The sequence below is a fragment of the Bartonella sp. AA56HLJMS genome (assembly GCF_042197145.1).
Taxonomy (GTDB): domain Bacteria; phylum Pseudomonadota; class Alphaproteobacteria; order Rhizobiales; family Rhizobiaceae; genus Bartonella.
The window spans coordinates 44,278-56,701 of record NZ_JBHIRL010000004.1 but is presented as its reverse complement, the minus strand read 5'-3'; the positions used below and the strand labels follow the sequence as shown (position 1 = coordinate 56,701).

Sequence of the window (12,424 nt, the reverse complement as noted above, 5' to 3'; positions counted from 1 at the left end):
TTAGTATTTAATAAGGACTCATATTTTTTCTGGTATTCATTCGGTAGGATTTTTTCATATGCCCACAACTCAGAAGATTTTAAATGGACTTGATCGTATTTTGACGCTTGAATTGGTACGTGTTACTGAACGTGCTGCTGTTGCTGCTGCACGCTGGCGCGGACGTGGCGATGAAAAGGCAGCGGATCAAGCTGCTGTAGATGCAATGCGGCAGGAACTTAATCGATTGCCTATTGATGGTACAGTGGTGATTGGTGAAGGTGAGCGGGATGAAGCGCCTATGCTTTATATTGGAGAAAAAGTAGGTTTTCAAAGTGGATTGGCGATCGATATTGCACTTGATCCACTAGAGGGTACAACACTTTGTGCTAAAAATATTGCCAATTCTTTGGCAGTAGTTGCAATTGCTGAAAAGGGTAATCTCCTTTATGCCCCTGATGTTTATATGAACAAAATTGCTATTGGTCCTGGTTATCCAAAGGGAGTAGTCGATATAGATGCTTGTCCTACCGATAATATACATGCTCTTGCGAAGGCTAAAGGAGTGACTGTTAATCAGATTGTTGTTTGTATTATGGATAGACCTCGTCATGAAAAATTGGTTAATGAAGTACGAGCGACAGGGGCGTCGATTCGCTTGATTGGGGATGGAGATGTGGCTGCTGTTATTGATACAACTGATCCAGAAGAAACAGGTATTGATATCTATATGGGGATTGGTGGAGCACCTGAAGGTGTCTTAGCTTCTGCTGCTTTGCGCTGCATTGGAGGACAGATGCAAGGTCGTTTGCTGCTAGATACAGAAGAGAAAATTGCTCGTGCAGCTAAAATGGGGATTAGTAATCCCAATAAGGTTTATACAATGGAAGAAATGGCAAAGGGTGATGTTTTATTTTCAGCAACAGGGGTGACAGATGGCAATATGCTTTCTGGTGTTAAATTTACATCTCGTTACATTCAAACGGAAACTCTCGTAATGCGCTCCCATACGGGTACAGTCCGTAATATTAAAGCAAAGCATAGAAATCATTCGAAATTTGATTAGTGCTTTCTTTTTTGTCACTAAAAATAGAGGGAGTTTTTCTAGGAAAAACGCTTCCATGAATCTACTTTCATGGAAGCGTTTATAGATATGAGAATACCTTAAATATTATGAGAGCTGGACAGAATGTACCCAGCCATTTTTATCTTCTATGTTCCCTTTTTGAATGCCAACCAATTGTGTACGAAGTTGCTTTGTAACTTCTCCAACTGTTTCATTTCCAATAATAAATTCTCCCCCTTTATATCTAAAACGACCAATTGATGTGACAACGGCAGCTGTACCACAAGCAAAGGCTTCTTTAAGGTGTCCACTCTTTGCATCTTCTTGAAGCGCTGCAAAAGAATAAGGACGCTCTTCTATTTTTAATCCCATTTGTTGAGCTAACCTTAAGATTGAATCACGGGTTATCCCTGGAAGGATAGTTCCATTAAGTGGGGGGGTTACAAGTGTATTATTGTCCATAATAAAGCAGACATTCATACCACCAAGTTCTTCAATCCATTTATGTTCAATCATATCAAGGAAGAGTACTTGGCTACAATTATTTTCAGTTGCAGTTTTTTGTGCAAGTAAGCTTGCTGCATAGTTTCCACCACATTTGGCAGCCCCTGTTCCTCTTGGACCAGCACGACTATAATCTGTTTCAATCCAGACGCTGACAGATTTTTCTTCTCCTTTGAAATAGGATTCAACTGGAGAGGCTATGACACAAAAAAGATATTCTTGAGAAGGGCGGACTCCCAAAAAGTTTTCATTGCCAAACATAAATGGACGGATATAGAGGCTAGCGTTGGGCTGATCAGAAACCCATTTTTGATCAATCTTTACTAATTGATGAACGGCATCCAGAAAAATATCTTTTGGCAATTCTGGCATAGCTAAACGTTGTGCTGATTCTATAAAGCGTTGTGCATTGGCATCAGGACGGAAGAGCAAGATGCGTCCATCTTTTGCACGATATGCTTTTAAACCCTCAAAAATTTCCTGTCCGTAATGTAAAACGGTACTTGCAGGGTTAATTTCTAAAGCTTTGTATTGAGAAATGACGGCATTGTGCCAGCCTTTGTCTTCAGTCCATTGAATAGTACACATGTGGTCTGTAAAAAATTGACCAAAACCAGGACTTTTTAAAATTTCTTCATATTTTTCTTCTGACAGAGGAGATGGGTGTTTTTCTATTTTAAAGGGAAGCGATGATATGGGAGATTTCATAAAAAACCTTTTGAGTATGTTTCATTTTTATTAATAAAAATAATGAAATATTTTGATTATAACTCTATTATTAACAAAACCTTTGTGTCAATGTTTTATTATAGAATACAAAGGGGTTTATTATAGAATTCAAAGGCTAGAGTAGGTATTTTAATTCTATCCCTACCTCTTTTTCTCAACTTTATGAAGTAAGCTGGAACTTTTGTTTATAATTATCGTTTTCTCACAATAAGTATCTGAATAATTGCATATATGCATATTTTCTAGAAATTTAAAGGTAAGGGAATTGAGAAAAGGAATCCACTATGATTGATAAAAATTATCACACATATGAAGAACGTATGGCCGCAGAAAGAAGAGGTCATGAACAACCTGTTTCAATCGCTAAGGGTATTTTTGCTATTCTTCTTGCGATGGTTATTATCTGGTTTATTTTTGGTTTTTTAGGATCTTTTTTTGCAAAATCTCCTGAACATAGTTCGCGTTATAATACCCCAGAAACAAGCCAAAGTGTAACAACGCCGAAAAAAGATTTAAATTCGCTTCCTCCTGTACCTTATACCTATAAGGGTACGGAGTAATTTTTTCGTAAATATAATCTTTTAGATAGGGCGAAAATCGACGTAGATTAAAGAATAAAGTCAGTGCAAACAGATAAGCGAAAAAGATAGGACGATTTTAATTTCTGAAGTTTTTGATAAGTAATTAAATGGTATGGAAATAAATAATGCAACGGTTGTTAAAACCGTTGCATTATTGGTTTAGCGTGTGATGAAGCAGCTTCCACCAGAACTTTTAATGGATTCACAAAGGATTATGGCTTCATTACGGTCTTGCGCTTGAAGCCGAACACGGTAATAAGTACCTTTTCCTGGTATAAAAGCGGATTGAATATTTAAAGAACGGGCACCGATAAGGAATCCAAATTTAGATTTCATATTTTTTAAAGAATTTCTAGCGAGCTCATACGTTGGTTGAGATGCAAGTTGTACGTAATAACTTTCTGAATTTTGTGCTGCGACTCTGTTTGGTGATATGGGGCGAGACGCGGCTGGTGTTTCAACTTGTGTATTTCTTTCTGCATGAGAAGGGATAGGGATAAATTTTTCTTCAATATTTGAGCTAGAATTATTTTCTGCGATTATTTTATCAATATTATTTTTGAGATCATGATCTCTTTCTTGGTCGTTTATGTCAGAATCATGCGACGAAACAAGAGACGAATCTTGAAGTTCATTAGAAGTTTGATCAATGCTTTCTTCAGATTGAGCAGCAGTTTTGCTGTTTGTCTGATGCGCAGGGGCTAGTGTAACTGTACCATCTTGATTGACAATAACAGTTTGTACTTCTCGCATTGGAATAGTATGATTTATGGCTTCTGTGACTGCATCTTCAACATCAGATTCATTTAAAGACGATGAGGAAACGCTTGAAGATTCTTCAGGGTTTAATTCTTTTAAATTTTCAGGTTGTTCAGAGTTATCAATAAGAAATTGTTGTGTATTTTCTTGTTTCTCATTTTGTTCAGTTGTTTGTTTATAGATATCTAAATTATGTGCAACATCATTTTTCGTTTCAGTTGTTTCTGGTTTGAATTTAAAAGGCGTATTATCAGCGTGGATAATGACCGTTTCTTGATTTTTTTGTGATGGCATAAAAAAATGAGAATAACCAGCAAACCCAAGTCCTATTAAAATAAGTATAAAAAAACCTTTAATGAAAGTTTTACCAAAAATAAAACTTTTTAAGGGAGGAGGAGCTGATGGAGGTGTGGGAACCTCATCTGAGCTTGTGTATGATGAATTCTCGCTAAAAGAGGGAAAATTATATTCCATATTGGCAGAAGAAAAATAGTCGGAATTTTGTTCTTTAGAGTTTATATAAACACCTTCTTTTGAATTTTGCATAGACTGATGAAAAACTTCACTAAAAACCTCGTTTTTCTGTTTTTTTTGAGAAAAATTATCCGTTGGGACATTCCCTACATTGAGTACATCAGCAAATTCTTCTTCTAAACCACCATTAGTTGGCACATCATATTCTGGCGCTTTATACGGGACTTCTGGAACCATAATAGGACCAGTTTTTTCTACGATTTCCTCTGAAAATTTATAAGTATCAACATTGGGAGGGGGAGTATCTCTGTGCGTATAGTTATGGGCAAAAAAGCCATCCGTTTGTTTTGTATTTAAAGAGGGGGATGAGGAAAGAAACTCATCTAAATTATTTTCATTATATGAAATTTCTCTATTTGGGTTAGAGGCACCTTCGGCGTTATTGATGTATTGGGCTCGAGCCTCATCATATATCGGAACTTTTTCGCCATAAGTTTCTTGTTGTGAGGGGGGTTCTGCAAAAAAATGGGGATAATTGGTTGTATGATCTTCTTGTGAAGCCCCCTTTAAATAAGATTGTCTATCAACTGGTGGAGAATCTAAAGGTGAGGAGAAGGTACTTGTTGTTTGATTTCTTGCAGTGTTTTGTCTTTCTGACACAAGATTAGAAGAAGATGAGAAAAACTCATTTTCCTCTGTAGAAGAGGAGACATCAGGATAATCTTTTTTAATCCAATTTTCTTGATCAGCTGAAATTTTATAGGGATGGTTTATAGGAGTGTCATAGAGGTTTTGATTGTCCTCATAAGTTTTTTGTATATTCGTAGTCTCAGGTTGTTGTGAATTTATTTGTGAAAAACGATTGGTTTGTTCAACATCTTCTGGCGTCTCTCTCTTATTTTCGTGCCTTTCAGATTTATCAAAAAAGAAATTTTCTGATTCTGATTGTGACATAAGATTACTTTTTTCAAGAAAAGGATCAGCATTGGTTGCTGTTTTTTTCTGTTGATGTGATTGATTCTTTGGGATTGGTAATGGAGAAAGCGCATCTAAAATTTGTTCTTCATCATGACTGCTAGGTGAAGAATATTTCTCTTCAGATAAATTATTTTGTTTTGAATGGTTGAAAGAAGAAGATTGTGCAATATCTGAGGCTGTTGCGTTGCTGGTTGCATGCAAGTCCCATTGTTTTTTTTGATCATCAAACGGTAAGTCATGTGCTAAATTTTTTTCAAGTTCCTCTTCTAGAAAGGAGAAATCAAAATCATCATCATGGGATGATGTTTCGGGGTGAGATGTTGATCGTTCTGTTTTTAAAGAAGATTGCTCATTTTGGTTTCCGCTTTGTTTGTGCGGATTAAAAATGCGCGTAAGCCTTTCTAAAGGATCATGGTGTTCATGATCGTGTTTTGTTTCGTGTAGATTTTTGCGATCGTTATCGCTCATAGCTTTTCTCACATGATGGTTTGCACTTACGTGCAATCACTGGTTGATTTTGATTTGTTATATTAAAATTATAAATTTTCCCCCTCTCATGCAAGGATACATGAAAAAGTTTATCAATAGAGTACCTATTGTATGTATTTATAGAACTTTTTCAACGCATTTCTATGGGTGCTTCGACTCCTATGATGGTAAGCCCTGATGATAAAATATTGATAACAGCTTGTATCAATCCTAATCTTGCAAAGGATAACTCTTTATCATCAGGTTGAATAAAGCGTAAATTGAGATTTTCACTCCCTTTATTCCAATGGGTGTGAAAGCTGGAGGCAAGGTCATAAAGGTAAAACGCTAATCGATGCGGTTCTTTATGAATTACGGCCTGTTCAATGATACGTGGATATTCAGAAAGTTTGCGTATTAACAATATTTCATGGTCATCTGTTAATCGATGAAGATGGGCAATCAATGTATTATTTGAAAAGCTTTTAATATGAAGCGCTTCTTGTGCTTGACGAAAGACTGAGTGACAACGTGCACTTGCATATTGTACGTAAAAGATGGGGTTATCTTTTGATTGTTCTGTTACTTTTGCAAAATCAAAATCAAGAGGTGCTTCACACTTACGGTATAGCATCATAAAACGCACAGGATCACGCCCAACCTCTTCGACAACATCCCGTAGAGTGACAAAAGATCCTGCTCTTTTTGACATGCGTACAGGATGACCGTTGCGAAAAAGTTTTACCAATTGACACAAGAAGACACTTAATTTAGCTTTACCCCCAGAAATTGCTTTTGCCATTGCCTCTAGCCGCTTTACATAGCCAGCATGGTCTGCGCCTAGAATATAAATCATTTCATCAAAATGACGATTAAATTTATCCCGAAAATAAGCAACATCAGCAGCAAAATAAGTGTAAGAACCGTCAGATTTGACTAAAACACGGTCTTGGTCATCACCGACATTTGTTGAACGGAACAAAGTTTGTTCGCTTGGTTCCCAGTCTTCTGTATTTTGTCCTTTGGGAGGGGGGAGTTTTCCTTTGTAGATATAACCATTTAAAGTGAGGTCGTTGATGGTGTTACGAATGGCGCGTGCATTATCTGCATAAAGCATTCGCTCAGAGAAAAAGATATCATGATAAATATTAAGAGCAGCCAAATCTTCGCGAATCATGGACATCATTGCATGAATTGCACGTTCTTTCACAAGAGATAAGGCTTCATCTTTATCCATCGTGAGGAGTTGGTCACCAAACTCTTGAGCAAGCGATTGACCCAATGGTATCAAGTATTCTCCAGGATAGAGTCCTTCTGGAATTTCATTAATTTTTTGCCCAAGAGCTTCACGATAGCGCAATAGTACCGAATGGGCGAGGACTTCGATTTGTTGACCCGCATCATTGATATAATACTCTTTTGTAATGTTATAGCCCGTAAATTGTAGCAAATTGGAGAGAACATCCCCAACAACCGCTCCGCGGCAATGTCCTACATGCATTGGTCCAGTGGGATTTGCTGAGACATATTCAACATTGACGCATTTTCCTTGTCCCATTGGAATACGACCATAAGAAGTGCCTAATTCAAGCATAGATTTTATAGCATCTTGCCAAAATAATTTTGTAAGCTTTATGTTTATAAAACCAGGACCGGCAACATCTATATTTTCGATAGAGGAATCATTTTTAAGAAGTTCTATGATTTTATCTGCAAGTGCACGTGGATTGATTCCAATAGATTTTGCAAGCACCATAGCAGCATTGGTTGATAAATGACCATGGGAGGAATCACGCGGAGGATCAACAGTGATTTTTGATAAATCTAGATCTTCTCCATTTTTTCCTTTTATATCAGATAATTCAATTGATCTCTTAATTTTTTTTTCGAAATTTTTAAAGATATTCATATTTAGCTTCCATGATGATGCCAAAAGCCATTAAACGAAATTATCTGTATGGTCAAATAAACGCTGATATTCACGTAGAGCGTAGTGATCCGTCATGCCTGAAAGAAAGTCTGCAATCAAACGTGCTAACTCTTGATTTTTTAAGTGCACTGTTTTGCTCTGCCAACTTTCAGGCATTGTATTTGGATTTTCATAATAACAATTGAATAATTTTTGTACAATGCATTTTGCTGCATTGCGACGACTAAGAACTTGTTCATGGTAGTAAAGATTTTTAAATAAAAAGTTTTTTAGTTCTTTTTCATAAACGGTCATTGTCGGTGAAAAGGTGACAATAGTTTGTTTTGCTTGGTGAATATCGTTTATGCTTGTTGGTTTGATGCGTGCTAAATTTTTTTGTGACTGTTTGATAACATCTTCAACCATGGTTGTTATTTGTCTTCGTACAAGCGTGTAACCGCGACGCGTTTGGTCGAGCTGGGGATGCTCATCTGTTATATCTTTTAATATTGCTGCTGTTAGTGAAACATGTTCAAATTGATCGAGTGTTAAAAATTGCGAACGTAGACCATCATCAATATCATGCGCATTGTATGCGATATCATCTGCAATAGCAGCACATTGCGCTTCTAGTCCTGCAAAACAATCGAGTGCAAGGTCTTGCTTTACATTGTATTGTAAAATATCGATAGGAACCTCCTTATTCTTCGCGTGAGGACCTAAAAGGGGACCATTATGCTTTACAAGTCCTTCGAGGGTTTCCCATGTAAGGTTAAGTCCATCAAAATTTGCATAGCGCTGTTCTAGTTTTGTTACAATGCGTAATGCTTGTGCATTATGATCAAAGCCGCCACAATGTACCATGGCTTCATTAAGAGCATCTTCTCCAGCATGGCCAAAGGGTGTGTGTCCAAAGTCGTGAACAAGGGCAATGGCTTCGGCAAGGTCTTCATCAAGACACAGGGCACGGGCTAATGTTCTTGCAATTTGAGAAACCTCTATGGAATGGGTTAGGCGAGTACGGTAATGATCGCTTTCATCAGCAATAAACACTTGCGTTTTATGTTTAAGACGTCGAAATGCATTAGAATGGATAATACGATCTCTATCTCGTTGAAAAGGTGAGCGTGTGGTGCTCATTGTTTCATGGTATAATCGACCACGGCTTGTTTGTGGATGAGCACTGTATACTGCTCGAGATTGGTAATTGAAGTTGATATTTCCTATATCCATTGCAAGCTGTCTATTATCATCTTAAAATTGAGAGTGGTTTATGAGAAATAAACTGCTCTTTGAGTGTAGGATACTCTTTCTTGATGGTTTAATGCAAGGATATATAAAATGAATGTGAAAATTTCAGATGTTGCTGCCAAAAAAATTGCACAGATACTTTTGCGTGAACCCGATAAAATAGCATTACGTATTTCTGTTGAAGGTGGTGGGTGTTCTGGTTTTTCTTATAAATATGACTTGGTTTCTGAAATGTGTGAAGATGACTTCGTTCTCAAAAAAGACGGGGCAGTTGTGTTTATTGATTTACTATCACTTCCTTTTATGGAAGGAGCTGAGATTGATTTTGTTGATGATCTTATGGGGCAGTCTTTTCAAATCCACAATCCCAATGCTGTTTCATCATGTGGTTGTGGTGTAAGTTTCTCAATTTAAAATGATGGCTGTGTGATATTGTTTCTTGAAAAAAAGATCATGTTGGTCAACAATGCAAAAATGGGTATTCTTATAAAAATAGTGCACCGATGTGTATGGTTGTGCGTGGTGCTTGCTTTATTGACTTGGAGTCACTGTGCTTTTTCTGAAGCAGGAGAAGGGCAAGATCAGCAGCAGAGACAATCAAGGAGTTTTATTGTAAAGACTCAAGAGCAGGAAAATGAAAACTTAGCATCTCAAACACAACTCATTTTGAATGCTCGATTAACAAATAGTCATCCGGATATTGAAAAAGGGCTTGTCTGGCGGGTTTATGCCCCTATTCTAGGGATTGATAATAAGTTACCATTAGTGGCAACCTATAAGGGGGGAGGTGCACGTTTTAATCTCGAACCAGGAAATTATCTTGTTCATGTCTCATTTGGTCATATGAGTGCTGTGCGCCATATTCGTTTAGAAAATGGGCAGAGTCTTGTAAAAAACTTTAATCTTGAGGCTGGTGGTGTCATTTTAAATGCAACACTGCTCAATGGCGTAATGAATGAAAAGGAACTCCGTTTTACCATTTATGAGGATGAAAAAGAAAATGATGATACGGGAGTGATTATATCAAATGTTAAACCCCACTCAGTTGTGCGTTTAAAAGCTGGCCGCTACCATGTTGCTTCCCATTATGGTTCTATTAATGCGACGGCTCGTTCCGATATTCAAGTGGATGCGGGTAAAATAACAGAAGTTACTCTTGAACATCAGGCCGCTCAGATTGTCTTAAAGTTGGTGCGACAAGAAGGAGGAGAAGCGCTTGCAGATACAAGTTGGTCTCTTGCCAATGATTCTGGTGATATCGTTTATGAAACAGTTGGTGCGTATGTTTCACTCGTGTTAGCAGAGGGAGAGTATATTGCAATTGCTAAAAATAAAGATAAAATCTATCAAAAAGTTTTTTCAGTCGTTTCTGGTCATGATGAAGATATAAGTGTGATAGCGAATGAAGAAAATATGCAACAAATTGATGAAGATGTGGATTGATCATTGTTCATGGGGGTAAACTATGATGAAAGACGGGGTATGAATTTTGATTGAAATTTCAACAGTTGGTGTGTTTTTTGCTGGGGCACTCTCTTTTTTGTCACCATGCGTTTTGCCGTTAGTTCCTCCTTATTTGTGCTATATGGCAGGGGTTGGTATTGATGATTTTCGTTCAGAAAAGCCTGATGAGAAAGTTTTTATCCGGTGGGCTTTATTATCTTCTGTTATTGCTTTTGTTCTTGGGTTTACGACTGTTTTTGTTGCTTTAGGTGCCAGTGCTAGTACAATTGGGAAATTCATCGGTTATTATCGTGATTGGTTTGCCCTTGCTGCTGGAATTGTCATTATTATTTTTGGTTTAAATTTTTTGGGGATTTTCAAGATCGCTTTTTTATTTCGTGAGGCGCGTTTTCAGACCAAAAAAACACCTGCTGGTCCTTTAGGCGCGTATATTATCGGTTTAGCTTTTGCCTTTGGTTGGACACCGTGTATTGGCCCTATTTTAGGTCCTATTATAACGCTTGCTGGAACAAAAGAAACTGTGGGAGAGGGAGCTGTTCTCTTAGCGGTTTATGCATTAGGTCTTGCTATTCCTTTTATGTTAGCAGCTTTATTTTCGAGCAGTTTTATGCGATTTTTAGGAGCTTTTCGTATTCATTTAGGAAAAGTTGAAAAAATCATTGGTGTTTTTCTTATTCTTACAGGGATTTTGTTTTTAACAGGTTCTATGCAGGATCTTTCATTTTGGCTTTTAGAACATTATCCTTCGTTGAGTTATATTGAAGATATTCGTTGGCACAGTATTATGAATTTTTTTGGATTTTCTCGTTAGTCTTATGTGTTTTTATGGTTAGAAGTTGTCTTTCTATTGTTCTTGCCGCAGGTGAGGGGACGCGCATGAAATCGTCTCTGCCTAAGGTACTTCATAAAATTGCTGGATTGCCTCTTATATGCCATGTTCTAAAACAAATAGAATTGGCAGGCTCTTCACAATTAGCGGTTGTTGTGGGATATGGTGCTAAGGAGGTTATGCACGTTGTTCAGTCATTTGTAAAAGATGTAATGATTTTTGAACAAAAAGAGCGTTTAGGAACTGCCCATGCTGTTTTGTCTGCTCGTTTAGCTTTGCAAAAGGAGGTGGATGATGTGCTCATTGTTTTTGGGGATACTCCTCTCATTCAGCAAGATTCATTGCACCAAATGCGTGCACAGCTTGCTGATGGAGCAGATGTTGTTTTTGCAGGTTTTCATACCAAACATCCAACAGGTTATGGACGTCTTCTCGAGAAAAATGGTCAATTGATTGCAATTGTAGAAGAAAAAGACGCTAGCGATGAAGAAAAAAAGATTTCTTTTTGTAACGGTGGAATACTCGCTATGCGTGGAAAACATGCACTTTCTCTTTTAGAGAAAGTTGGTAATAATAATGTGAAAAAAGAATATTACTTAACAGATATTGCTTCTCTTGCAACACGCGAAGGATTAGATGTGCGTGTTGTTGAAGTTCCTTTTGAAGATATTGTAGGAATTAACAACGGTTTTGAGCTTTCTGAGGCTGATTCTTTGTGGCAAAAACGTAAAGCGCGCGATTTAATGTTATCGGGTGTTACACTCTTAAAGCCAGAAACACTCTATTTTTCTTATGATACAGAAATTGCACCAGGGGTGGTGATAGAACCAAATGTTTATTTTGGGTTAAACGTAAAAGTACAATCTGGTGCGGTTATTCATGCATTTAGTTATCTCGAAGGTGCTGTGGTTGGTAGAGATGCACAGATTGGTCCCTATGCACGTTTGCGTCCTGGAACAGAGTTGGCTAAGTCCGTAAAGATTGGAAATTTTTGTGAAGTCAAACAAGCTAAGGTAGGAGAATCTTCTAAAATCAATCATTTAAGTTATATTGGTGATGCCGAAATTGGTGCACATACCAATATTGGAGCCGGTACGATTACTTGCAATTATGATGGATTTAACAAATATAAAACCATGATTGGTGATCATGCTTTTGTTGGGTCTAATACGGCACTTGTTTCCCCATTGGTAATAGGGGATGGCTCTTATGTTGCTTCAGGAAGTGTTATTACTGAAAATATTCCTATGAACAGTATGGCTTTTGGGCGTGCACGACAGGTTATAAAAGAGGGCTATGCGACAAAATTTCGAGAGCGTTTGTTAGAAAACAAACAGAAAAAATGATTATTTTCAGCTTATTCTTTTGTTTCGTGTTAATCTAACGATGGATGGAAGATTTATTCTTAAAGATTGCCGTATTCCATGTTTGAA

The 12,424-nt window shown here is 37.4% G+C and carries 10 protein-coding genes; 6 read left to right on the top strand and 4 right to left on the bottom strand.

Annotated features, from left to right (window positions below):
* Positions 1 to 58: 58 nt before the first annotated feature.
* Positions 59 to 1,045, top strand: coding sequence for a class II fructose-bisphosphatase (glpX, locus tag ACFINI_RS03400; protein ID WP_375645810.1), 987 nt, complete (start codon positions 59 to 61; stop codon positions 1,043 to 1,045).
* A gap of 105 nt (positions 1,046 to 1,150) precedes the next feature.
* Here glpX and ACFINI_RS03395 read toward each other — a convergent pair whose 3' ends face one another.
* A complete protein-coding gene (locus tag ACFINI_RS03395) occupies positions 1,151 to 2,257 on the bottom strand; it encodes a branched-chain amino acid aminotransferase (RefSeq protein WP_375645807.1) in 1,107 nt (368 codons plus the stop codon).
* A gap of 305 nt (positions 2,258 to 2,562) precedes the next feature.
* Between ACFINI_RS03395 and ACFINI_RS03390 the strand changes: the two genes are divergently transcribed.
* Positions 2,563 to 2,838 carry a hypothetical protein gene (locus ACFINI_RS03390; RefSeq protein ID WP_375627800.1) on the top strand — a complete coding sequence of 92 codons (276 nt, stop codon included), beginning with the start codon at positions 2,563 to 2,565 and terminating at the stop codon, positions 2,836 to 2,838.
* Between the two features lie 180 nt (positions 2,839 to 3,018).
* Here ACFINI_RS03390 and ACFINI_RS03385 read toward each other — a convergent pair whose 3' ends face one another.
* The 3 genes from ACFINI_RS03385 to ACFINI_RS03375 form a co-directional block, all read right to left on the bottom strand.
* Positions 3,019 to 5,538: an SPOR domain-containing protein gene (locus ACFINI_RS03385; protein ID WP_375645803.1), complete on the bottom strand. Its 2,520-nt coding sequence runs from the start codon at positions 5,536 to 5,538 to the stop codon at positions 3,019 to 3,021.
* 151 nt (positions 5,539 to 5,689) lie between these two features.
* Positions 5,690 to 7,447, bottom strand: coding sequence for an arginine--tRNA ligase (gene argS / locus ACFINI_RS03380; RefSeq protein ID WP_375645797.1), 1,758 nt, complete (start codon positions 7,445 to 7,447; stop codon positions 5,690 to 5,692).
* A 30-nt stretch (positions 7,448 to 7,477) separates the two neighbouring features.
* The gene (locus ACFINI_RS03375; protein WP_375645792.1) at positions 7,478 to 8,680 is read right to left on the bottom strand and encodes a deoxyguanosinetriphosphate triphosphohydrolase; all 1,203 of its coding nucleotides are present in this window, start codon (positions 8,678 to 8,680) and stop codon (positions 7,478 to 7,480) included.
* A 108-nt stretch (positions 8,681 to 8,788) separates the two neighbouring features.
* Here ACFINI_RS03375 and ACFINI_RS03370 point away from each other — a divergent pair, with 108 nt between their 5' ends.
* Genes ACFINI_RS03370 through glmU form a run of 4 tightly spaced genes read left to right on the top strand, consistent with a single transcriptional unit; the run spans position 8,789 to position 12,337 of the window.
* Positions 8,789 to 9,112 carry a HesB/IscA family protein gene (locus tag ACFINI_RS03370; protein WP_375645788.1) on the top strand — a complete coding sequence of 108 codons (324 nt, stop codon included), beginning with the start codon at positions 8,789 to 8,791 and terminating at the stop codon, positions 9,110 to 9,112.
* A 39-nt stretch (positions 9,113 to 9,151) separates the two neighbouring features.
* The gene (locus ACFINI_RS03365; RefSeq protein WP_375645946.1) at positions 9,152 to 10,141 is read left to right on the top strand and encodes a carboxypeptidase regulatory-like domain-containing protein; all 990 of its coding nucleotides are present in this window, start codon (positions 9,152 to 9,154) and stop codon (positions 10,139 to 10,141) included.
* Positions 10,142 to 10,184: 43 nt separating this feature from the next.
* A complete protein-coding gene (locus tag ACFINI_RS03360; protein ID WP_375610470.1) occupies positions 10,185 to 10,973 on the top strand; it encodes a cytochrome c biogenesis CcdA family protein in 789 nt (262 codons plus the stop codon).
* Positions 10,974 to 10,987: 14 nt separating this feature from the next.
* Positions 10,988 to 12,337 (top strand): bifunctional UDP-N-acetylglucosamine diphosphorylase/glucosamine-1-phosphate N-acetyltransferase GlmU, encoded by a 1,350-nt coding sequence (gene glmU, locus ACFINI_RS03355; protein ID WP_375610449.1) that lies wholly within the window; start codon positions 10,988 to 10,990, stop codon positions 12,335 to 12,337.
* Positions 12,338 to 12,424: the final 87 nt, after the last annotated feature.